Consider the following 22,936-nt stretch of genomic DNA (forward strand, 5'->3'; position numbering starts at 1 on the left):
GCCATCACACAGTTCACGCACAGCTTTAGGGGGTACATCTTTTCCTGGCCCACCACGATTGGAGACGCGTCGATGTCTGTCAGCTGTCCTGCGCCCCGGCTCACCCGATTCGCCATCCTCGCCGTAACGGGCGCCGCCGCGCTGTCGGTGGCGGCGTGCGGCTCGTCGAATCAGTCGAGTTCGACGTCGACCTCCACCTCCACCTCGACCTCGACGGTGACCTCGACGACCACCACCCCGGCGCCGGCCCAGGGCGAGGCGCAGGTCAACGGTTTGGTCGCGTCGGTGGCCGGTAACTCGCTGCAGGTCACCAAGGACGACAACAGCAACGCCACCGTGAACTTCACGTCCACGACCAAGATCACGGAGGTGGCTCCGGCGACGCTCAGCGACGTCACCTCGGGCAGCTGCGTCACCGTGCGGCCCACCCAGGAAATTCAGCCCGGCGGTCAGCAGCCGGTCACCGCGGCATCCGTCCGGGTGAGCCCCTCGGTCAACGGCACCTGCCCGAAGCCCAAGGACAACAAGCCGGGCTCCGCGCCGGGTGCGACGACCCCCGCGCCGTCCGGTTCCCCGTCGCCGGCGCCGGCCAAGCCGAAGCCCCTGCAGGGTTCGGTCGCTTCGGTGACCGGCGGCACCATCACCGTCGCGGGCACCGACGCCAGCGGCAACACCACCCAGACCTCCGTGACGGTCGACGACAAGACCAAGTACACCAAGCTGGTTTCCTCGACCCCCGAGGCGATCACCCAGGGCAAGTGCGTCTCCGCGCGCGGAACCACCGACAACGGCGGCGCGCTGCAGGCGACGTCGATCAGGCTGCGCGCGGCCGTCGACGGCAAGTGCCCGGGGCCCGGGCAGCCACCCCGCGGTCACTGAGGTGATCTTGATTACGGGTCGGTGAAAACGGCGCCTTGCTGGGTATTTCGCGCCGAATGCGGACCGCACGATCGGCCAGTCCCCGACTACTGGCGCAGCTCTCGATCGTCGCGGTCGTCGCCGTCGTCAGCCTCACCGTCGCCATGTGCCACTCGGACCGCACGCCCACCGGCGGCGCCGGCAAACGGACGGTGACGGCCGTCCCGACGAGCCCGGCGCCCGCCGCGGCGCCGAGCCCGGCTCCGGTGCCGGCGCCGCCCGTGCCCAAGGATTACGTCGAGGGCCTGGTCGAATCGGTCTCGGGCGGCACGATCCGGCTGCGGACGCGGACCGGCTCGGCGACGGTGGACTTTTCGCCGGCGACACGGGTCGTCGAGCAGGCGCCGGCCCGGCTGACCGACGTCACCCCGGGCAGCTGCATCAACGTGCGGGCCACTCCGCAAAGCGCCCCTCCGCCCGGCGCGATCACCGCGCAATCGGTGACCGTCACCCCCGCGGTCGACGCGAAATGTCCACCCCCGCCGGGCTTTTACGGAATGGTCGCCTCGGTTTCGGGCGACACGATCGCCGTCAACGGCCTCGGTCCCGCCCGTCAAAGCGCGCCCACCGACGTGACCGTCGCCGACTCGACCGCCTACAACAAGCAGACGCCGTCGAGCCCCGAAGCGATCGGAAACGGAAAGTGCATGGGTGCGCAGGGAACCAACAGCGGCGGCGCGCTTCAGGCCGTGACGATCGCCTTGCAAGCCTGCCCGCCGATGGGGCGCCCGCACCACCACCTACACCTGCCGCACCTGCACTTCCACTTGTAGGCGGATGGGTTCGTAGGCGGATCGGTCTAGACGGTGAAGCCGAGCGCGCGCAGCTGCTCGCGGCCGTCCTCGGTGATCTTGTCCGGGCCCCACGGCGGGTTCCACACCCAGTTGATCCGCAGGTCGTCGACCAGGCCGCTGCCGACCAGCGCGCTGCGCGACTGGTCCTCGATGACGTCGGTCAGCGGGCAGGCCGCCGACGTCAGCGTCATGTCGATCAGCGCGACGGTCCCGTCGTCGCCCTCCTCGATGTTCATGCCGTAGACCAGTCCGAGGTCGACGACGTTGATGCCCAGCTCGGGGTCGACGACGTCGCGCATCGCCTCCTCGACGTCGGCGAGCAGTTCGTCGTCCGGTGCGGTGGTTTCGCTCATCGGTGATCCTCCTTCAAACCCGTCGCGGCCTGGCTCAGCGCGTCCTTGAACGCCATCCACCCCAGCAGCGCGCACTTCACCCGCGCCGGGTATTTGGCCACCCCGGCGAACGCCACCCCATCGCCCAGCACGTCCTCGTCGCCCTCGATGGTGCCGCGCGACGACACCATCTCGGTGAAGGCCGTGACGATCTTGAGCGCCTCGCCCACGCTCTGCCCGATCACCTGCTGGGCGAGCACCGACGTCGCCGCCTGGCTGATCGAGCAGCCCTGCCCGTCATACGAGACGTCGGTGACGGTTTCGCCGTCGTCGGACAGGCTGACCCGCAGGGTGACCTCGTCGCCGCAGACCGGGTTGACGTGGTAGACCTGCGCGGCGAACGGCTCCCGCAGCCCCCGGTGTTGCGGGTGCTTGTAGTGATCGAGGATCACGTCCTGGTAGATCTGCTCGAGCCGCAAAGTCAGCCCCTCCCAAAGAAATCCAGCGCTCGGCGCACGCCGGCGACCAGGCGGTCGACCTCGTCGGGCGTGTTGTAGACCGCGAACGACGCCCGCGCGGTGGCCGCCAGGCCGAACCTGCGGTGCAGCGGCAGCGCGCAGTGGTGCCCGACCCGCACGGCGACGCCGTCGTCGTCGAGCACCTGACCGACGTCGTGGGCGTGCACGCCATCGACGACGAAAGCCACCGGCGAGCCGCGGTCGTCCATCGAGGCGGGCCCGACGATGCGCACCCCGTCGATGCCGGACAGGCCCTCGAGGGTCGCGGCCACCAGTCCCTTTTCGTGGGCCGCGACGGCGTCCATGCCGATGGCGCCGAGATACCGTGCGGCCGCCGCCAGCCCGACGACCTGCGAGGTCATCGGCGTGCCGGCCTCGAACCGCTGCGGCACGGCGGCGTAGGTGCTGGCCTCCATGGTGACCGTCTCGATCATCGACCCGCCGGTGAGAAATGGGGGCAGGGCGGTCAAAACCTCCCGGCGTCCGTAGAGCACCCCGATTCCGTTGGGACCCAACATCTTATGCCCGGAGAAGGCGGCGAAGTCGACGTCGAGCGTGTGAAAGTCGACGGGCTCGTGCGGCACCGACTGGCAGGCGTCCAGCACGGTCAACGCGCCGACGGCTTTCGCCCGCGCGACCAACTCGGCCACCGGTGCCACCGCCCCGGTGACGTTCGAATGATGGCTGAACGCAACCACTTTGACGCGCTCGTCGAGCCGCAGCGAGTCCGGGTCGATGCGGCCGTCGTCGGTGACGCCGTACCAGCGCAGCGTGGCCCCGGTGCGCCGGGCCAGCTCCTGCCACGGCACCAGGTTGGCGTGGTGTTCGAGCTCGGTGGTGACGATCACGTCGCCGGGTCCGACGGCCCGCTCGAAGCGGTTGTCCCCCAGCACGTATGACACCAGGTTGAGCGATTCGGTGGCGTTCTTGGTGAACACCAGCTCTTGCGCGTCGGCGCCGACGAAGGCCGCGATGTCGGCGCGGCCCTGCTCGTAGGCGTCGGTGGCCTCCTCCATCAGCTGGTGCGCGCCGCGGTGCACCCCGCCGTTGGAGGTCAGCACGAATTCCCGCTCGGCGTCGAGCACCTGCAGCGGCCGCTGCGACGTCGCCCCGGAATCCAGGTAGGCCAACTGGTTTCCGCCCCGCATCACCCGCTTGAGGATGGGGAAGTCGGCGCGGATCGCGTCGATGTCCAGCGGAGTGCTCATGTCGGGCCCCGTCAGACTTTCTCCGCCGCCGGCTGGGTGAAGCGCACGTAACCGTTCTGCTCGAGTTCGTCGGCCAGCTCCGGGCCGCCGGATTCGGCGACGCGCCCGCCGACGAACACGTGCACGAATTGCGGATGGATGTAGCGCAGGATGCGGGTGTAGTGCGTGATCAGCAGGATGCCGCCGTGCTCGGATTCGGCATACCGGTTGACGCCGTCGCTGACCACCCGCAGCGCGTCGACATCCAGCCCGGAGTCGGTCTCGTCGAGGATGGCGATCCTGGGCTTGAGCAGTTCCAGCTGCAAAATCTCGTGGCGCTTCTTCTCCCCGCCGGAGAACCCCTCGTTGACGCTGCGCTCGGCGAAGGCCGGGTCGATGTCCAGCGAGCCCATGGCCGCCTTGACCTCCTTGACCCAGTGGCGCAGCTTCGGGGCCTCGCCGCGGACGGCGGTTGCGGCCGAACGCAAGAAGTTCGACACCGAGACGCCGGGCACCTCGACGGGGTACTGCATGGCCAGGAAGATGCCGGCCCGCGCGCGCTCGTCGACGCTCATCGCCAGCACGTCCTCGCCGTCGAGCGTGATCGATCCCGAGGTCACCCGGTACTTGGGGTGGCCCGCGATGGCGTACGACAGCGTCGACTTGCCCGAGCCGTTGGGGCCCATCAACGCATGCGTCTCACCGGATTTCACCGTCAGGTCGACACCGTTGAGGATGGGGATGTCGCGTTCGCCCTCGGCGGCGTTGGAGTTGTCGACGCTGACGTGCAGGTCCTTGATTTCCAGAGTCGTCATAAAGCCGTCTTTTCCGTGATTTCGAGTTCGTGTTCGATGGCGTCGGTCAGGCGTTCGCGTATCTGCGGCACCGCGATCTTGGAGATGATCTCGCCGAAGAATCCGCGGATGACCAGCCGCCGGGCCTGATCTTCCGGGATGCCGCGGGAGCGCAGGTAGAAAAGTTGTTCGTCGTCGAAACGCCCGGTGGCGCTGGCGTGTCCGGCGCCGATGATCTCGCCCGTCTCGATCTCCAGGTTGGGCACCGAATCCGCGCGCGCCCCGTCGGTGAGCACCAGGTTGCGGTTGACCTCGAAGGTGTCGGTGCCGGTGGCCTCGGCCCGGATCAGCACGTCGCCCACCCAGACGGTGTGGGCGTCGGGCAGCGCGGATTCCGGATCCCCTTGCAGCGCACCCTTGTACAGCACGTTGGACCGGCAGTCGGGCTGGGCGTGGTCGACCAGCAGCCGCGACTCGAGGTGCTGGCCGTCGTCGGCGAAGTACAGGCCCAGCAGCTCGGCGTCACCGCCGGGGCTGGCGAACCGCACGGTGGCGGCCATGCGCACCACCTCCCCGCCCAGGGTCACCGTGACGTGGCGCAGCACGGCGTCCTTGCCCAGCCTGGCGTGGTGCGCGCTGACGTGGACCGCGTCGTCGGCCCAGTCGGCGATCCACACGACCGTCAGGCGCGCGGCGTCGTCGACGACGAATTCGACGTTGTCGGCGTAGGTTCCGCTGCCCCGGTGGTCGATCACCACCACCGCCTCGCCGAGTTCTTCGACCCGGATCTGCAGGTGGCCGTAGGCCGTCGCGCCGTCACCGGGCCCGGTGACGGCGACGTTGACCGGCTCGGCGATCCGGGTGTCGCGCCCGACGGTGATCAGCGTCGCCGAGTTGAACGACGAAAACGCCTGGGCGGCAACGCGATCGGTGGGAGCGCCGCCCGCACCGAGGCGCTCGTCACCGCGGCGCACGCGCTCGACCCGCAGGCCGGGCCGCTCGTCGACGCTGATCTCGGCCCTGCCGGTCGCCGCCGCGGACCCGTCGTGCAGCCCGCGCAGCCGGCGCAGCGGGGTGAACCGCCAGATCTCGTCGCGGCCGTGCGGCACCTCGAACGCGTCGACATCAAAGGAAGAGAACAACTCTCCCTTGTTCAGAACGGCCGTCATATGCGCCGCTCCTCCTCATCGCTTCGCTCTGCATCGTCGCCGGCGGGGGTCATCCGACCGCGCCCTCCATCTGCAGCTCGATCAGGCGGTTGAGCTCGAGCGCGTATTCCATCGGCAGCTCTTTGGCGATCGGCTCGATGAAGCCGCGCACCACCATCGCCATCGCCTCGTCCTCGGTCAGCCCGCGGCTCATCAGGTAGAACAGCTGGTTCTCGCTGACCTTGGACACGGTGGCCTCGTGGCCCATCGTGACGTCGTCCTCGCGGATGTCGACGTAGGGGTAGGTGTCGCTGCGGCTGATCGTATCGACTAGCAGCGCATCGCATTTCACGCTGGAGCGCGACCCGTGCGCGCCCTTGTTGACCTGCACCAGGCCGCGGTAGGAGGTGCGGCCGCCGGCGCGGGCCACCGACTTGGACACGATGTTGCTCGACGTGTTGGGCGCCAGGTGCAGCATCTTGGCGCCGGTGTCCTGGTGCTGGTCCTCGCCGGCGAAGGCGATCGACAGGACCTCGCCCTTGGCGTGCTCGCCGGTCATCCAGACCGCCGGGTACTTCATGGTCACCTTCGACCCGATGTTGCCGTCGACCCACTCCATGGTGGCGCCGGCCTCGGCGCGGGCCCGCTTGGTGACCAGGTTGTAGACGTTGCCCGACCAGTTCTGGATGGTGGTGTAACGGCAACGGCCGCCGGGCTTCACGATGATCTCGACCACCGCGGAGTGCAGCGAGTCCGACTTGTAGATCGGCGCGGTGCAGCCCTCGATGTAGTGGACGTAGGCGTCCTCGTCGACGATGATCAGCGTCCGCTCGAACTGGCCCATGTTCTCGGTGTTGATCCGGAAGTAGGCCTGCAGCGGGATGTCGACGTGCACCCCCGGGGGGACATAGATAAACGAGCCGCCGCTCCACACCGCGGTATTCAGGGCGGAGAACTTGTTGTCGCCGGCAGGAATTACCGTTCCGAAGTGCTGCTTGAAGACGTCGGGGTGCTCCCGCAGACCGGTGTCCGTGTCGAGGAAGATCACCCCTTGAGCCTCGAGGTCTTCCCGGATCTGGTGGTACACCACTTCGGAGTTGTGCACTACCAGGCCTTCGGCGACGAAGTTGTGCGGACCGTCGACCTCGATGTCGTACACCGGTTCCACCGCATACGGCTCGATCGACTCGACCCGTTCAAAGCCCAGCCACTCATTGGTGTGGGCTCGAATTGTCGTCCCGTGCGTACTGTTCGACGAGTGCATGTAGCGGCGGCGTCCAAAGCGGTCGGCGCGCTTGCGGTTACGGCAGCCGAGGCGCTCGAGGTCACCGGAAATGCCAAGCCGCCAACCGATCTGCATGCGTTCGGGCGCGTGGCGATACGGCTGAGTAAACGACCACGGGCCGCCCGTGCGCAATCCGGACAGCTGGGCGAGTTCACGCGCTTGACCGATCAGCGCCTCATTGGCACACGTCAACAGGATCGAACCGCTGTTGTCCGGGCCGACGTAGCCGTCGGCGTCGACCCAGCCGCCGAGGAACGCCAGCCGCTCGTCAACGGGCAAGCCGAAAATCCAGTCGGGCACCCGCTTTGTCAGCGCCAGACCGCTGAAACCGAGCTCGATAATCAACTCGGTCAAGGCCTTGGAGTTCACCACCACCCGGTCCCCATCGGCCGCTATGCACCGAAGACCAAACAAGTCCTTCACGACGCGCGCCAGCTCCGCCCGCAGCTCGACATCGGTTGCGGGAATGGCGAATCGAACGCGGTTTGTCTTGGTGGACAGGTGCAGGTTGGCGTCACCGATGTACAGCCCCAACAGCCACATCAGGTCTACGGAACTTGTCGGCGGCGAGACGAATCCGGCAATGCTCGGAAGGTCAACACTGGCACCGAATTCGGGCACCTGCCGAGGGACTGCAATGAAGTCGCCCGGCTTGATCTCGCCGACAGTCACCCACCGTCGCGCATAGCGCCTGCGCTGGCGACCCGGTTTGCGCTCGTCCCGCAGCACCAGCATCGGGTGGTTGCCGGTCGCGCGGATGCTGCGGCCAGTGGTCTTCACTGCATAGGTGAGCCGGGTATCCGTCTGCGCTGACGCCTTGACGGGCGCCACGATGAATCGCTCTGCGTCTTCGTCGTACGCGAAAACCCGATCGCCGAACTCGATCTCCTTGATGGGGACCTGTCCGCGATTGGCAGTCCACACCAAGGTGTCGCCGGCGAGGCATTCGTACTGTGCGGCCACGCCGGCCACGAGGCGCTGCTTCTCCGCCTCCGGGATGCCCAGCCGGTCGTAGGTGTTCTTGATGTCCTCCGGCAAATCATCCCAGGTGGCGGCCTGCTTTTCGGTCGAGCGCACGAAGTACTTGATGTTGTCGAAGTCGATGCCCTCGAGGTTGGAGCCCCAGGTCGGCATCGGCTTGCGCTCGAAGATGCGCAGCGCCTTCAGCCGGGTCTGCAGCATCCACTCGGGCTCGTTCTTCTTGGCGGAGATGTCGCGCACCACCGCCTCGGACAGCCCGCGCTGTGCGCTGGCGCCCGCGACGTCGGAGTCCACCCAGCCGTAGCCGTACCGGCTCAGCGAGGCGATGGCCTCCGCCTGGGTGAGCGGCTGAGCAACGGCCTTGTCTGCCTCTAGGGTCATGACGACGCTCCTTTGATGTTGGTCTGGTGGCGCGGGCTGGGCGCCTGGGTCAGGGGCACGTGGGTGGTGCAGGCGCAGTTTCCGTTGACGATGGTCGCCAACCGCTGCACGTGCGTCCCGAGCACCTCGGCCATGGCCTGCTGCTCGGCTTCGCACAATTCGGGGAATTCCTCGGCGACGTGCGACACCGGGCAATGGTGCTGGCAGATCTGCACGCCGTGGATCGGCCCACCGACGCGCGCCGTGGTGGCGACGTAGCCCGCCTCGGTCAGGGCGCCCGCGACCCGCTCGGCGGCCGCCTCGACCGCCACGTCGTCGTTGCTCTCGGCCGCCTCGACGCCGGCCAGGATGGCGTCGATGCGGCGGCGGGCGAACGTCCGGACCGCGTCCTCCCCGCCGATTTCCCGCAGCTGCCGCATGGCCGCCGCCGCCAGGTCGTCGTAGGCGTGGCCGAGCTTGGCGCGCCCGGCCGCGGTCAGCCGGAAGCGCTTCGCGGGCCGCCCGCGCCCAACCTGCTGCCAGGCCGCCGCGGGCACCGACTCGGCGTCCCCGGCGTCGATCAGCGCGTCGAGGTGGCGCCGCACGCCGGCGGCCGCCAGGCCGAGGCGGTCACCGATCTCGCTGACGGTGATCGATCCGGATTCCAGCAGCAGCCGCACGATGGCACGGCGGGTGTGACCATCCGGCGTCAGGACAGCAGCAGCCGCCTGAGCCTCGGAGATTTTCACAACACCAGTGTGACGCAATTCCTGGGATCGGTCTAGCAAGGGTCGCCTCTGTGCGCGTTGCGCTGGTCACACGGCCGCCCCCGCCGGGGAGCCGCGCGGCCAGTCGGCCGTCTCGAAGGCCGGGCTACGCTGCTCTGATGGCAGCCCGCCACCGAACGCTGAGCTCGTCGATCGCCAGCCTGCACGGCGACGAGCAGGCGGTGGGGTCGCCGTTAAACGATACCGAGCTCACCGCGCTGCAACGCACCCGGCTGTTCGGCGCCACCGGGACGGTCCTGATGGCGATCGGCGCGCTGGGCGCCGGGGCGCGGCCCGTGGTCCAGGACCCGACGTTCGGGGTCCGGCTGCTCAACCTGCCGTCGCGCATCCAGACGGTCTCGTTGACGATGACCACGACGGGGGCGGTCATGATGGCCCTGGCCTGGCTGATGCTCGGCCGGTTCGCGCTGGGCCCCAGGCGGATGTCGCGGGGCGACCTGGACCGCACCCTGCTGCTGTGGGTGCTGCCGCTGCTGCCCGCGCCTCCGATGTACAGCAAGGACGTCTACTCCTACCTGGCGCAGAGCCAGATCTCCCTGGAAGGGCTCGACCCGTATCGGGTCGGCCCGGCGTCCGGGCTGGGCCTGTCGCACGTCTTCACCCTGTCGGTGCCCACGCTGTGGCGCGAGACCCCGGCGCCCTACGGCCCGCTGTTCTTGTGGGTCGGACGCGGCATCTCGGCGCTGACCGGCGAGAACATCGTCGCCGCCGTGCTCTGCCACCGGGTCGTGGTGCTCGTCGGCGTGGCCCTGATCGTGTGGGCGACCCCCCGGCTGGCCCGGCGCTGCGGGGTCGCCGAGGTCAGCGCGCTGTGGCTGGGCGCGGCCAATCCGCTGCTGATCATGCACCTGGTCGCCGGCGTGCACAACGAGGCGCTGATGCTCGGGTTGATGCTGGCCGGCGCCGAATTCGCGCTGCGCGGTGTCTCGGCTGCCAAGGCGCGGCGGCTGCTGCCCACGTCCTGGCGGCCGGGCCCGCACTGGGGGCCGCTGGGCATGCTGCTCGCGGGCGCCATCCTGATCACGCTGTCGTCGCAGGTGAAGCTGCCGTCGCTGCTGGCGCTGGGCTTCGTCACGATGGCGCTGGCCTACCAGTGCGGCGGCACCCTGCGGGCGTTGCTGTTGTGCGGGGGCGGCATGGCGGCGCTGTCCCTTGCGGTGATGGCCCTCGTCGGCTGGGCCAGCGGGCTGGGGTTCGGCTGGGTTTTCACGCTGGGCACCGCCAACGTGGTGCGCAGCTGGATGTCGCCGCCGACGCTGCTGGCGCTGGGAACCGGGCAGGTCGGCATCCTGCTGGGCCTGGGCGATCACACCACCGCCGTGCTGGGGCTGACCCGCGCCATCGGCGTGCTGATCATCACGGTGATGGTGTCCTGGCTGCTGGTGGCGGTGTTCCGCGGGCGGCTGCACCCGATCGGGGGCCTGGGCGTCGCGCTGGGCGTCACCGTGCTGCTGTTTCCCGTCGTGCAGCCCTGGTACCTGCTGTGGGCGATCATCCCGCTGGCGGCCTGGGCGACCCGCACCGGCTTCCGGGTGGCCGCGATCGTCATCACCCTGATCGTCGGCATCTTCGGCCCGACGGCCAACGGCGACCGGTTCGCCCTCTTTCAGATCGTCGACGCGACCCTGGCCAGCACCGTCATCGTGCTGCTGCTGATCGGGTTGACGTACACCCGCCTGCCGTGGCGGCCGCTGCTGCCGCAGCCCGAACCGGAGAGCCCGGTGGCGGTGGACGCCGTGCCCACGCCCCAGGCGCACCAGACCCCCAGTTCGGAGGCGGCGCCCGACGCCTACGCTGATTCCACGTGAGATCGGCCCGCGGGAACCCCGACGTCGTGCTGCGGCTGCGGGGCGTGAGCAAGCGCTACGGCTCGATCGAGGCCGTCTCCAACCTCGACTTGGAGGTGCACGCCGCCGAGGTGCTGGCCCTGCTGGGCCCCAACGGCGCGGGCAAGACCACGACCGTCGAGATGTGCGAGGGCTTCGTGCGCCCCGACGCCGGCACGATCCAGGTGCTCGGCCTGGACCCGATCGCCGACAACGCCCGCCTGCGGGCGCGCATCGGCGTGATGCTGCAGGGCGGTGGCGGCTACCCCGCGGCGCGGGCCGGGGAGATGCTCAACCTGGTCGCCTCCTACGCCGCCGACCCCCTGGACCCGGCGTGGCTGCTCGACACCCTGGGCCTGACGGACGCGGCGCGCACCACCTATCGGCGGCTCTCCGGCGGCCAACAGCAGCGGCTGGCGCTGGCGTGCGCGCTGGTCGGCCGCCCCGAGCTGGTGTTCCTCGACGAGCCGACCGCGGGCATGGACGCCCACGCGCGGCTGTTGGTGTGGGAGCTGATCGACGCGCTGCGCCGCGACGGCGTGACGGTGGTGCTGACCACCCACCAGCTCAAGGAGGCCGAGGAGCTGGCCGATCGGCTCGTCATCATCGACCACGGGGCGACGGTGGCCTCGGGCACGCCCGCGGAGCTGATGCGCAGCGGGGCCAAGGACCAGCTGCGGTTCAGCGCGCCGCCCCGGCTGGACCTGTCCCTGTTGGCCTCGGCGCTGCCCGAGGACTACCGGGCCAGCGAGGTGACGCCGGGCGAGTACCTGGTCGAGGGGCCGGTCGACCCGCAGGTGCTGGCCACGGTCACGGCGTGGTGCGCGCAGATCGACGTGCTGGCCACCGACGTGCGCGTCGAGCAGCGCAGCCTCGAGGACGTGTTCCTCGACCTCACCGGCAGGAAGTTGCGATCGTGACCCAATCGGACGTCTTCCCCGCGGGGACCTTCACCCCCGACCCGCGCCCCAACTCCGTGTCGAAGATGCTCGCCGCGCAGTTCGGCCTGGAGCTGAAGCTGTTGTTACGCAACGGCGAACAGCTGCTGCTGACCATGTTCATCCCGATCACGCTGCTGGTCGGGCTCACCCTGCTGCCCTTCGGCGACTTCGGGCGCAACCGCGCCGCCACCTTCGTGCCCGTGATCATGGCGCTGGCGGTCATCTCGACCGCGTTCACCGGGCAGGCGATCGCCGTCGCCTTCGACCGTCGGTACGGCGCGCTCAAGCGGCTGGGGGCCACCCCGCTGCCGGTGTGGGGCATCATCGCCGGGAAGTCGCTGGCGGTGGTGACGGTGGTGTTCCTGCAGGCAATCCTGTTGGGCGCCATAGGTTTTGGGCTCGGGTGGCGGCCCGCACCCGCGGCGCTGGCGCTGGGCGCGGCGGTCATCGCGCTGGGCACCGCGGGGTTCGCGGCCCTGGGGTTGTTGCTCGGCGGGACGCTGCGCGCCGAAATCGTGCTGGCGGTGGCCAACCTGATGTGGTTCGTCTTCGCCGGGCTCGGCGCGCTGACCGTGGAGATGAAGGTAATCCCGACCGGGGTCAAGTGGGCGGCCCGGCTCACCCCGTCGGGCGCGCTGACCGAGGCGCTCTCGCGGGCCATGACGTTGTCGGTGGACTGGTTCGGGATCGTCGTTCTGGCGGCGTGGGGCGCGGTCGCGGCGCTGGCCGCGCTGCGCTGGTTCCGTTTCACCTAGGTGTTCTGACGGCCGGGCGACGGCCGTACTACGGCGCGTAGTTGTCGTTGGCTTACCATCGGGCGGTGCTACGACGAACGCTGCGGCCGCTGGTGGACCTGCTTCCCGAGCCCAGCCTGCGCGTCCAGCGCATGATCGCGGCGCTCGTCATCCTCACCCAGGGCGGCATCGCCGTCACCGGCGCGATCGTCCGCGTCACCGCGTCGGGCCTGGGCTGCCCCACCTGGCCGCAATGCTTCCCGGGCAGCTTCACCCCGGTCGCCGTCGCCGAGGTGCCGCGCGTGCACCAGGCCGTCGAGTTCGGCAACCGGATGATCACCTTCGCCGTGGTGATCGCCGCGGCCCTGGCCGTGCTGGCCGTGACGAGGGCGCGCCGGCGCGCCGAGGTGCTGGTCTACGCGTGGCTGATGCCGGTGTCGACGGTGGTGCAGGCGGTGATCGGCGGGATCACCGTGCGCACCGGGCTGCTGTGGTGGACGGTGGCCATCCACCTGCTGACGTCGATGACGATGGTGTGGCTGTCGGTGCTGCTCTACGTCAAGGTCGGCGAGCCGGACAACGGGGTGGTCGAAGAACGGGTGGCCCGCCCGCTGCGGGCGCTGACGGCGCTGAGCGCGCTGAACTTGGCGGCGGTGCTGGTCACCGGGACGCTGGTGACCGCCGCGGGCCCGCACGCCGGCGACCGCAGCCCCAGCCGCACGGTCCCGCGCCTGAAGGTCGAGATCACCACGCTGGTGCACGCGCATTCGTCGCTGCTGGTCTCCTACCTGGCGCTGCTGGTCGGGCTGGGCTTCGGGCTGCTGGCGGTGGGCGCCGGCCGGGCCGTCCGGCTGCGACTGGGCGTGTTGGTCGCGCTGGTGGTCGCGCAGGCGGCCGTGGGCACCACGCAATACTTCACCGGCGTGCCCGCCGCGCTGGTCGCGGTTCACGTCGCGGGCGCGGCGGCGTGCACGGCGGCCACCGCGGCGCTATGGGCGTCGATGCGAGAACGGGCCCAGCCCGAGCCGCTCGCAGGCTGATTCCACCTTCAGGGCGAACCGGCGCTGCGCGAGCTCGCGCTCGTCGGCGCCCAGGTGTGACCAACCTAACGACGGCGCGACCAGGTCGAGCCGCACCAGCCGGTCGCCGGCCACATCGGCTCGCGCGCAAAGCAATTCGCGCGCGCCGAGCCCGGCGCGCCGGGCGCCGGCCGCGATCGCGGCGTAGCCGAGGTCCCACGAGTCAAAGCCCGGCTCGCCCGGCCAGGCGTGCGATTGCTGTCCGCCGAGAAAGACCAACGCCGCCTGCGCCGTCCCGCCCGGCAGCACCGGCACCCCGTCGCCTTGCAGGTCGCGCAGGTATCGCTCGTCGAGGTTCCACGCGATCGCGTCCGGCGGGTTGAGCAGGCGGCGCACCCGGCGGATCCAGGCGAGGAACTCGTCGGGACGGTCGGTGTGGTCGCGGGCGGCCCGCAGGATCACCAGGTCGGCGTCACCGGCATCGGGATGTCCCCACGGCAGCCAGCGGGCGTGCAGGCCGCGTTGCCGCAGCGCGGCAACCAGCCCGGCGTCGTCGCGGTCCCCCGGCACGGCCCGCCTCTCGCCCGCCAGAACGATGCGGGGATGGAAGACGTCCGGGCGCGCGAGTTTCATTGCCAGGCATGATATCGGCATGCACGCAATCGAAATCAGTGAAACCGGCGGTCCCGAAGTCCTGCGTTACGTCGAAACGGACCAGCCCACGGCCGGCCCCGGTGAGGTGCTGATCGAGGCCGAGGCGATCGGCGTCAATTACATCGACACGTACTTCCGCTCCGGGCAATATCCGCGAGAGGTGCCGTTCGTCCTCGGTTCGGAATTGTGCGGCACCGTGGCCGCGACCGGTGACGGCGTCGACGGCTTCGCCGTCGGCGACCGGGTTGTCAGCGCCGCGGCATCGGGAGGCTACGCCGAATTCGCCACCGCGCCAGCGGCTTTGACGGCCAAGGTGCCGGAGGCGGTGACGCCCGAGGTGGCGGCCTCGGTGCTGTTGAAGGGCCTGACCGCCCATTACTTGCTCAAGTCGGTCTACCCGGTGGCCGACGGCGAGACCGTGCTGGTGCACGCCGGCGCCGGCGGCGTCGGGCTGATCTTGACCCAGTGGGCCAAAACCCTTGGCGCGCGGGTAATCACGACGGTGTCGACGCCGCAAAAGGAGCGGACGTCCAGGCGGGCCGGCGCCGACGAGGTGCTGCCCTATCCCGACGACGCCGCCGCGTTCGGGCGGCGGATTCGCGAGCTGACCGGGGGCGCCGGGGTGGCGGCGGTGTACGACGGCGTGGGCGCGACGACGTTCGACGCCAGCCTGGCCAGCCTGGCGGTGCGCGGGACGCTGGCGCTGTTCGGCGCCGCCAGCGGGCCGGTGCCGCCGTTCGACCCGCAGCGGCTCAACGCCGCCGGCTCGGTGTTTTTGACGCGGCCCTCGCTGGCGCACTTCGTGCGCACGGGCGACGAGTTCGGTTGGCGCGCGGGCGAACTGTTCGACGCGATCACCGGCGGGGCCATCACCGTCGAGGTCGGCGGGCGCTACCCGCTGGCCGAGGCGGCCCGGGCCCACCAGGACCTGCAGGGCCGCAAGACCACCGGGTCGCTGGTGCTGCTGCCCTAGCTCGCGCCTCGCCTAGAACGGCGTCGGCAGCGCGACCACGGAGTCGATCGCCAGCGCGCAGAACACCACCGCCAGGTAGTTGTTCGACTGCAAAAACAGCCGCAGCGGCTTGACCGGCTCGCCGGCGCGCACGCCGGCGTAGAGCTGGTGCGCCATCGCCAGGAACCACACGCCGGCCAGCAACGCCACCGCCGCGTACAGCCAGCCGGTGGCCAGCGCCAGCGCCAGCGTCGCCAGCACGGTCAGCCAGGTGTAGATCAGGATTTGCTCGGTGACCTGACGCTCGGTGGCCACGGCGGGCAGCATCGGGACCCCGGCCGCCCGGTAGTCGTCCTTGTAGCGCATCGCCAGGGCCCAGGTGTGCGGCGGCGTCCAGAAGAAGATGATCGCGAACATCACCAGCGCCGGCCAGCCGATGGTGTCGGTGACCGCCGACCAGCCGATCATCACCGGCATGCACCCGGCCGCGCCGCCCCACACCACGTTTTGCGACGTGCGGCGCTTGAGCACCAGCGTGTAGACGAACACGTAGAACGCGACCGTGGCGATGGCCAGCAACCCCGACAACAGGTTCGTCGTCCACCACAGCCAGAAGAACGACCCCACGGTCAGCACCAGCCCCAACACCAGGGCGTTTCGCATCGGCACCGCGGCGCGCGCCAGCGGCCGGCGCGCCGTGCGCTTCATCACCTTGTCGATGTCGGCGTCGGCCACGCAGTTCAGCGTGTTGGCGCCGCCGGCGGCGAGCATCCCGCCGATCAGCGTATCGAGGATCAACAGCGGGTTCACCGTGCCGCGGTGGGCCAGCAGCATGGCGGGGATCGCGGTGACCAGCAGCAGCTCGATCACCCGCGGCTTGGTCAGCGCGAAGTACGCGAGCACCGTGGTGTGTACCCGGCTCGGTACTCCGCTCGGCGCGGCGCGCCCGCGAACGCTCACGCAATAACTCCTCGGGGTCGCAGCAGCGCGCAGCATCTACTACGCACGATGGTAGACCGCCCGCTGGCGGTGGCGAGCCCCCAGGGTCGATTCCGCGTGATTTCGGCCGGATCGCAGGACTGATGCAGCGCGCGAACGGCCGGCGCGTAATTTTCACAACGGCCGGCGTTGGGTACCCCGAGACTCTGCACTGCAAGAGCCGGCCCTCCCGCATTAGGGTTGAGCAGTATCAGCTTGATGACCCAAGGACAGAGGCTGTGACCACACTCGAAGAGATCTCCACGCTGACCCAACCCCACCTTCCCGACGACTGGACCGAGATCGATTCGGCTGCGGTCGACACGGTCCGGGTGCTGGCCGCCGACGCGGTCCAGAAGGTCGGCAATGGCCATCCCGGAACGGCGATGAGCCTGGCCCCCCTGGCGTACACCCTGTTCCAGCGGACGATGCGCCACGACCCCAGCGACCCCCATTGGCTGGGTCGCGACCGGTTCGTGCTCTCGGCCGGCCACAGCAGCCTGACGCTATACATCCAGCTGTACCTGGGCGGGTTCGGGTTGGAGCTGTCCGACATCCAGTCGCTGCGCACCTGGGGGTCCAAGACGCCCGGGCACCCGGAGTTCCGGCACACCAAGGGCGTCGAGATCACCACCGGCCCCCTCGGGCAGGGCCTGGCCTCGGCGGTCGGGATGGCGATGGCGTCGCGCTACGAGCGCGGGCTGTTCGACCCCGACGCCGAGCCGGGAACCAGCCCGTTCGACCACCACATCTACGTGATCGCCTCCGACGGCGACATCGAAGAGGGCGTGACGTCGGAGGCGTCGTCGCTGGCCGGCGTCCAGCAGCTGGGCAACCTGATCGTGTTCTACGACCACAACCAGATCTCGATCGAGGACGACACCAACATCGCGCTGTGCGAGGACACCGCCGCCCGCTACCGCGCCTACGGCTGGCACGTCCAGGAGGTCGAGGGCGGCGAGAACGTCGTCGCCATCGAGGAGGCCATCGCCAAGGCCAAGGCCGTCACCGACCGGCCGTCGTTCATCTCGCTGCGCACCATCATCGGCTACCCGGCGCCCAACCTGATGAACACCGGCAAGGCGCACGGCGCGGCCCTCGGCGACGAGGAGGTCGCGGAGGTCAAGAAAATCCTGGGCTTCGACCCGGACAAGACCTTCGAGGTGCGCGACGAGGTCATCGCCCACACCCGCAAGCTGGTCGAGCGGGGCAAGGTAGCGCACGAGAAGTGGCAGCAAGACTTCGACGCGTGGGCCGAGCGGGAGCCCGAACGCAAGGCGCTGCTGGACCGGTTGACCGCCGAGGAACTGCCCGAGGGCTGGGACGCCGACCTGCCGCACTGGGAGCCCGGATCCGAGGCGGTCGCCACCCGCAAGGCATCCAACGAGGCGCTCAACGCGCTGGGGCCCAAGCTGCCGGAACTGTGGGGCGGCTCGGCCGACCTGGCGGGCAGCAACAACACCACCATCAAGGGCGCGGATTCCTTTGGGCCTCCGTCGATTTCGACCAAGGACTACACCGCGCACTGGTACGGGCGCACCCTGCATTTCGGGGTCCGCGAGCACGCGATGGGCGCCATCCTGTCCGGCATCGTGCTGCACGGTCCGACCCGGGCGTACGGCGGCACCTTCCTGCAGTTCTCCGACTACATGCGCCCGTCGGTGCGGCTGGCCGCGCTGATGGACATCGACACCATCTACGTGTGGACGCACGACTCGATCGGGCTGGGCGAGGACGGCCCGACCCACCAACCGATCGAGCACCTGTCGGCGCTGCGCGCCATCCCCAACCTGTCGGTGGTGCGCCCGGCCGACGCCAACGAGACGGCCTACGCCTGGCGCAGCATCCTGGCGCGGGGCAACGGGAGCGGCCCGGTCGGGCTGTGCCTGACGCGCCAGGGCGTGCCGGTGCTGGAGGGCACCAGCGCCGACGGGGTCGCCCGCGGCGGCTACGTGCTGGGCGGCGGCCAGCCGGCCGACGACGCCGACGTCATCATCATCGCCACCGGCTCGGAGGTCCAGCTCGCGGTCGAGGCGGCAAAACTGTTGGCGGACAAAGACATCAACGCCTACGTGGTGTCGATGCCCTGCCTCGAATGGTTCGAGTCCCAGCCGCAGGACTACCGCGACAGCGTGCTCCCCCCCGACGTGTCGGCGCGGGTGGCCGTCGAGGCCGGCGTGGCGCAATGCTGGCATAAGCTGGTCGGCGACACGGGCAGGATCGTGTCGATCGAGCACTACGGCGAATCCGCCGACTACAAGACGTTGTTCCGTGAGTTCGGCTTTACCGCCGAAGCCGTCGCCGCCGCCGCGCAACAGGTAGTGGACAACTGAGAAAGGGTGATTCACATGGCCAGTCAGAACCCTAACCTTGCGGCGCTGAGCGCCGCGGGCGTATCCGTTTGGCTGGACGATCTGTCGCGGCAGCGGCTGCGGTCGGGCAATCTGCAGGAGCTGATCGACACCAGAAGCGTCGTCGGCGTCACGACCAACCCATCGATCTTCCAGAAGGCGCTCGCCGACAGCGACACCTACAACGACCAGATCGCCGAGCTGGCCGACCGCGGCGCCGACGTCGACGCCACGATCCGCACCGTCACCACCGACGACGTCCGCGCCGCCTGCGACGTGTTGCGGCCGCAATGGGAGGCCTCCGACGGCGTGGACGGCCGGGTCTCGATCGAGGTGGACCCGCGGCTGGCCGACGACACCGACAAGACCACCGCGCAGGCCGTCGAGCTGTGGAAGATCGTCGACCGGCCGAACCTGTTCATCAAGATCCCGGCGACCAAGGCCGGCATCCCCGCGATCACCGCCAGTCTGGCGGAAGGGATTTCGGTCAACGTCACGCTGATCTTCTCGGTGGAGCGCCACCGCCAGGTGATGGACGCCTACCTGGCCGGGCTGGAGAAGGCCCGCGAAGCCGGCCACGACCTGTCCAAGATCCATTCGGTCGCATCGTTTTTCGTGTCCCGGGTGGACACCGAAATCGACAAGCGGCTGGAGAAGATCGGCTCGGAGGAGGCGAAGGCGCTGCGCGGCAAGGCCGGCGTCGCCAACGCCCGGCTGGCCTACGCCGCCTACCAGGAGGTGTTCGAGGGCGGTGACCGCTTCGCGTCGCTCAGGTCGGACGGGGCCCGGGTGCAGCGCCCGCTGTGGGCCTCGACGGGGGTGAAGAACCCCGACTACCCCGACACCCTCTACGTCACCGAGCTGGTCGCACCCAACACGGTGAACACCATGCCGGAGAAGACGATCGAGGCGGTCGCCGACCACGGGGACATCAAGGGCGACACCGTCAGCGGCACCGCGGCGGCCGCCCAGGAGGTGTTCGACAAGCTCGACGGCGTCGGCGTCGACCTGACCGACGTCTTCGTGGTGCTGGAGAAAGAGGGCGTGGAGAAGTTCGTGGAATCCTGGACCGAGCTGCTCGAGGAGACACGGAAGCAACTGGATTCCAACGGCAAATGAGCCCGGCGAACTCCAAGGCCGGCGCGCGCGGCCAGGCCGCGCAATGGCAGAACCCCTTGCGGGACAAGAGGGATAAACGGCTGCCGAGGATCGCCGGTCCGTGCGGCATGGTGATCTTCGGCGTCACCGGCGACCTGGCCCGCAAGAAGGTGATACCGGCGATCTACGACCTGGCCAACCGCGGGTTGTTGCCGGCCACCTTCTCCCTGGTGGGGTTCGCCCGCCGGGACTGGACCACCCAGGACTTCGGCAAGGTGGTCTACCAGGCGGTCAAGGAGCACTGCCGCACGCCGTTCCGTCAGGAGAACTGGGACCGGCTGGCCGAGGGATTCCGTTTCGTGCCAGGGTCTTTCGACGACGACGAGGCATTCTCCCGGCTGGCCGAGACGCTGGACAAGCTCGACGCCGAGCGCGGCACCGGCGGCAACCACGCCTTCTACCTGGCGATCCCGCCGAACGCCTTCCCGGTGGTGTGCGAGCGGCTGCACGAGTCCGGATTGGCCCGCCCGCAGGGCGACCGGTGGAGCCGGGTGGTGATCGAAAAGCCCTTCGGCCACGACCTGCAAAGCGCCCGCGACCTGAACAAGACCGTCAACGCCGTCTTCCCCGAGGAGGCGGTGTTCCGCATCGACCACTACCTGGGCAAGGAGACGGTGCGCAACATCCTGGCCCTGCGGTTCGCCAACCAGCTGTTCGACCCGATCTGGAACTCCCACTACGTCGACCATGTCCAGATCACCATGGCCGAGGACATCGGGTTGGGCGGGCGCGCCGGTTACTACGACGGCATCGGCGCCGCCCGCGACGTCATCCAGAACCACCTCATGCAGCTGTTGGCCCTGACCGCGATGGAGGAGCCGGTCAGCTTCCACCCGGCGGCGCTGCAGACCGAGAAGATCAAGGTGCTGTCGGCCACGCAGCTGGCCCAACCGCTCGACGAGACCACCAGCCGCGGCCAATACACCGGCGGCTGGCAGGGCGGCGAGAAGGTCGTCGGGCTGCTCGACGAGGAGGGGTTCGCCAAGGACTCCACCACCGAGACGTTCGCCGCCATCACTCTGGAGATCGACACCCGCCGTTGGGCCGGTGTGCCGTTCTACCTGCGGACGGGAAAACGGTTGGGCCGCAGGGTGACCGAGATCGCCCTGGTTTTCAAGCGCGCCCCGCACCTGCCCTTCGACGCCACCATGACCGACGAGCTGGGCGCCAACGCGATGGTGATCCGGGTCCAGCCCGACGAGGGCACCACGCTGCGGTTCGGCTCGAAGGTGCCCGGCACCGCGATGGAGGTCCGCGACGTCAACATGGACTTCTCCTACGGATCGGCGTTCGCCGAGGAATCCCCGGAGGCCTACGAACAGCTGATCCTCGACGTGCTGCTCGGGGAGCCGTCGCTGTTCCCGGTCAACGAGGAGGTCGAATTGGCCTGGGAGATCCTCGATCCCGTCCTCGACAACTGGGCGTCGCACGGCAAGCCCGACCCGTACGAGGCGGGCACCTGGGGTCCGGAGTCCGCCTTCGAGATGCTGCGCCGCACCGGGCGGGAATGGCGGCGGCCGTGATTGCCGCCGGGCGGGGATGGTGGCGCCGATGATTGTCGACCTCGACGAGACGACCACCACAGCGGTCAACAAGAAACTCAGCGGGCTGCGCGAGAAGGTCGGCGCGGTCACGATGGGACGGGTGCTGACGCTGCTCATCGCGCCGGATAGCGAAGAGGTGCTCGAGGATTCGCTGGCGGCCGCCAACGACGCCAGCCACGAACACCCCAGCCGGATCATCGTCACCATGCGCGGCGACCCGTACGCCGACACACCGCGCCTGGACGCGCAGCTGCGCGCCGGCGGCGACACCGGCGCCAGCGAGGTGGTGATCCTGAAGCTGTCGGGGGCGCTCGCGGGCCACGCCGCCAGCGTGGTCATCCCGTTTCTGCTCCCCGACATTCCGGTGGTGGCGTGGTGGCCCGACATCGCCCCGGAGGTGCCGGCCCAAGACCCGTTGGGCAAGTTGGCGATTCGGCGCATCACCGACGCCACCAACGGCGTCGACCCGTTGTCGGCGATCCGGAGCCGGCTGGCCGGCTACACCGCCGGCGACACCGACCTGTGCTGGGCGCGCATCACCTACTGGCGGGCGCTGCTGACCTCCGCGGTCGACCAGCCGCCGCACGAACCGATCCAGGGGGCGTTGGTGTCCGGCCTGCGGGACGAGCCCGCCCTCGACATCCTGGCGGGGTGGCTGGCCAGCCGGATCGACGGCCCGGTGCGCCGGGCGGTCGGCGAGCTCAAGGTCGAATTGACCCGCCCGAGCGAGACCATCACCTTGAGCCGGCCGCAAACGGGCCGGACGGCAACGCTGAGCCGCACCGCCAAACCGGAAGCCTTGGTTCCGTTGGCGCGCAGGGAAACCGGTGAATGCCTCGCCGAGGATCTGCGACGGCTGGACGCGGACGAGATCTATCAGCAAGCGCTCGAAGGTATTAAGAAGGTGCAATACGTGTGACTGCCATTGTCGAAGTTTTTCCCGACGGCGACGCGTTGGTGCGGGCCGCGGGCACACGGCTGGTCGATGCCATCGAGGCCGCCGCGGCGGCCCGGGGCCGGGCACTGATCGCGCTGACCGGCGGCAGCAATGGCATCGGATTGCTGAAGTATCTCGGCACCCAGGCCGAGCGCATCGACTGGTCGAAGGTGCACCTGTTCTGGGGCGACGAACGCTACGTGCCCGAGGACGACGACGAGCGCAACGAGAAGCAGGCGCGCGAGGCGCTGCTCGATCACGTCGACATCCCGTCGAGTCACGTGCACGCGATGCCGGCCAGCGACGGCGAGTTCGGCAACGACATCGCCGCCGCGGCGCTGTCGTACGAACAACTGCTGGCGGCCAACGCCGCACCGGGCGAGCCGGTGCCGAATTTCGACGTGCACCTGCTCGGGATGGGCCCCGAGGGCCACATCAATTCGCTGTTCCCGGACACGCCCGCGGTGCACGAGATGACCCGCATGGTGGTGTCCGTCGAAGACTCTCCCAAGCCGCCGCCGCAGCGAATCACGTTGACGCTGCCCGCGGTTCAGCGTTCGCGGGAGGTGTGGCTGATGGTGTCCGGGGCCGGCAAGGCTGACGCGGCCGCGGCCGCCATCGGCGGCGCCACCCCGGCGTCGGTGCCGGCCGCCGGTGCCATCGGGCGCGAGGCCACGCGCTGGTTCCTCGACGAGGAGGCCGCGGCCAGGCTCCCCCGCTGACCCCCTCGGCGCATA

General features: G+C 69.6%; 20 protein-coding genes and 1 pseudogene. 12 read left to right on the forward strand and 9 right to left on the reverse strand.

The window, feature by feature from the left end; all coding sequences use genetic code 11:
• The first annotated feature begins 72 nt into the window (after positions 1-72).
• On the forward strand, positions 73-879 hold the full coding sequence (locus tag AWC19_RS24745; RefSeq protein ID WP_211284992.1) for a DUF5666 domain-containing protein: 807 nt from the start codon (positions 73-75) through the stop codon (positions 877-879).
• Between the two features lie 56 nt (positions 880-935).
• Positions 936-1,691: a DUF5666 domain-containing protein gene (locus tag AWC19_RS24750; RefSeq protein ID WP_085080738.1), complete on the forward strand. Its 756-nt coding sequence runs from the start codon at positions 936-938 to the stop codon at positions 1,689-1,691.
• 26 nt (positions 1,692-1,717) lie between these two features.
• Here AWC19_RS24750 and AWC19_RS24755 read toward each other — a convergent pair whose 3' ends face one another.
• From AWC19_RS24755 to AWC19_RS24785, 7 genes and pseudogenes are all read right to left on the reverse strand, one after another.
• The gene (locus tag AWC19_RS24755; RefSeq protein WP_085080739.1) at positions 1,718-2,065 is read right to left on the reverse strand and encodes a metal-sulfur cluster assembly factor; all 348 of its coding nucleotides are present in this window, start codon (positions 2,063-2,065) and stop codon (positions 1,718-1,720) included.
• A pseudogene (sufU, locus tag AWC19_RS24760) lies at positions 2,043-2,529 on the reverse strand (Fe-S cluster assembly sulfur transfer protein SufU); the annotation flags it as partial. The gene AWC19_RS24755 and the pseudogene sufU, both read right to left, overlap by 23 nt.
• A complete protein-coding gene (locus AWC19_RS24765; protein WP_085080741.1) occupies positions 2,526-3,770 on the reverse strand; it encodes a cysteine desulfurase in 1,245 nt (414 codons plus the stop codon). The pseudogene sufU and the gene AWC19_RS24765, both read right to left, overlap by 4 nt.
• Before the next feature lie 11 nt (positions 3,771-3,781).
• Positions 3,782-4,564, reverse strand: coding sequence for a Fe-S cluster assembly ATPase SufC (sufC, locus tag AWC19_RS24770; RefSeq protein WP_085080742.1), 783 nt, complete (start codon positions 4,562-4,564; stop codon positions 3,782-3,784).
• Positions 4,561-5,712 (reverse strand): Fe-S cluster assembly protein SufD, encoded by a 1,152-nt coding sequence (gene sufD, locus AWC19_RS24775; RefSeq protein WP_085080743.1) that lies wholly within the window; start codon positions 5,710-5,712, stop codon positions 4,561-4,563. The genes sufC and sufD overlap by 4 nt, the downstream gene beginning before the upstream one ends.
• A gap of 49 nt (positions 5,713-5,761) precedes the next feature.
• On the reverse strand, positions 5,762-8,338 hold the full coding sequence (gene sufB, locus AWC19_RS24780) for a Fe-S cluster assembly protein SufB (RefSeq protein WP_211284993.1): 2,577 nt from the start codon (positions 8,336-8,338) through the stop codon (positions 5,762-5,764).
• Entirely contained in the window at positions 8,335-9,105 is a 771-nt protein-coding gene (locus tag AWC19_RS24785; protein WP_085080744.1) for a helix-turn-helix transcriptional regulator, read from the reverse strand. Before AWC19_RS24785 ends, sufB begins: the two co-directional genes overlap by 4 nt.
• Positions 9,106-9,203: 98 nt before the next feature.
• On the opposite strand from AWC19_RS24785, the gene mptB reads away from it, so the two are divergent.
• From mptB to AWC19_RS24805, 4 genes are all read left to right on the forward strand, one after another.
• Complete coding sequence (gene mptB, locus AWC19_RS24790; protein ID WP_085080745.1) at positions 9,204-10,913, forward strand: polyprenol phosphomannose-dependent alpha 1,6 mannosyltransferase MptB; 1,710 nt, start codon at positions 9,204-9,206, stop codon at positions 10,911-10,913.
• The gene (locus tag AWC19_RS24795) at positions 10,910-11,851 is read left to right on the forward strand and encodes an ABC transporter ATP-binding protein (protein ID WP_142281400.1); all 942 of its coding nucleotides are present in this window, start codon (positions 10,910-10,912) and stop codon (positions 11,849-11,851) included. Before mptB ends, AWC19_RS24795 begins: the two co-directional genes overlap by 4 nt.
• Positions 11,848-12,627, forward strand: coding sequence for an ABC transporter permease (locus AWC19_RS24800; RefSeq protein ID WP_085080746.1), 780 nt, complete (start codon positions 11,848-11,850; stop codon positions 12,625-12,627). The genes AWC19_RS24795 and AWC19_RS24800 overlap by 4 nt, the downstream gene beginning before the upstream one ends.
• A gap of 131 nt (positions 12,628-12,758) precedes the next feature.
• Complete coding sequence (locus AWC19_RS24805) at positions 12,759-13,646, forward strand: COX15/CtaA family protein (RefSeq protein ID WP_142281405.1); 888 nt, start codon at positions 12,759-12,761, stop codon at positions 13,644-13,646.
• Here AWC19_RS24805 and AWC19_RS24810 read toward each other — a convergent pair.
• The gene (locus AWC19_RS24810; RefSeq protein WP_085080748.1) at positions 13,596-14,258 is read right to left on the reverse strand and encodes a hypothetical protein; all 663 of its coding nucleotides are present in this window, start codon (positions 14,256-14,258) and stop codon (positions 13,596-13,598) included. The genes AWC19_RS24805 and AWC19_RS24810 overlap by 51 nt on opposite strands.
• Before the next feature lie 19 nt (positions 14,259-14,277).
• Between AWC19_RS24810 and AWC19_RS24815 the strand changes: the two genes are divergently transcribed.
• Positions 14,278-15,252, forward strand: coding sequence for a quinone oxidoreductase family protein (locus AWC19_RS24815; RefSeq protein ID WP_085080749.1), 975 nt, complete (start codon positions 14,278-14,280; stop codon positions 15,250-15,252).
• Positions 15,253-15,264: 12 nt separating this feature from the next.
• Here the strand turns inward: AWC19_RS24815 and AWC19_RS24820 are convergent, their stop codons facing one another.
• Positions 15,265-16,191 (reverse strand): heme o synthase, encoded by a 927-nt coding sequence (locus AWC19_RS24820; RefSeq protein WP_085080750.1) that lies wholly within the window; start codon positions 16,189-16,191, stop codon positions 15,265-15,267.
• A 257-nt stretch (positions 16,192-16,448) separates the two neighbouring features.
• On the opposite strand from AWC19_RS24820, the gene tkt reads away from it, so the two are divergent.
• The 5 genes from tkt to pgl are packed head-to-tail and all read left to right on the forward strand — an operon-like array spanning position 16,449 to position 22,921.
• Positions 16,449-18,542 (forward strand): transketolase, encoded by a 2,094-nt coding sequence (gene tkt, locus AWC19_RS24825; protein ID WP_085080751.1) that lies wholly within the window; start codon positions 16,449-16,451, stop codon positions 18,540-18,542.
• A gap of 15 nt (positions 18,543-18,557) precedes the next feature.
• Entirely contained in the window at positions 18,558-19,679 is a 1,122-nt protein-coding gene (gene tal / locus AWC19_RS24830) for a transaldolase (RefSeq protein WP_085080752.1), read from the forward strand.
• On the forward strand, positions 19,676-21,241 hold the full coding sequence (gene zwf, locus AWC19_RS24835) for a glucose-6-phosphate dehydrogenase (protein ID WP_085080753.1): 1,566 nt from the start codon (positions 19,676-19,678) through the stop codon (positions 21,239-21,241). Before tal ends, zwf begins: the two co-directional genes overlap by 4 nt.
• A 28-nt stretch (positions 21,242-21,269) precedes the next feature.
• On the forward strand, positions 21,270-22,181 hold the full coding sequence (gene opcA / locus AWC19_RS24840) for a glucose-6-phosphate dehydrogenase assembly protein OpcA (RefSeq protein WP_085080767.1): 912 nt from the start codon (positions 21,270-21,272) through the stop codon (positions 22,179-22,181).
• Complete coding sequence (gene pgl, locus AWC19_RS24845) at positions 22,178-22,921, forward strand: 6-phosphogluconolactonase (RefSeq protein ID WP_085080754.1); 744 nt, start codon at positions 22,178-22,180, stop codon at positions 22,919-22,921. The genes opcA and pgl overlap by 4 nt, the downstream gene beginning before the upstream one ends.
• The last annotated feature ends 15 nt before the right edge of the window (positions 22,922-22,936 follow it).

The organism is Mycobacterium palustre, assembly GCF_002101785.1.
GTDB classification, from domain to species: domain Bacteria; phylum Actinomycetota; class Actinomycetes; order Mycobacteriales; family Mycobacteriaceae; genus Mycobacterium; species Mycobacterium palustre.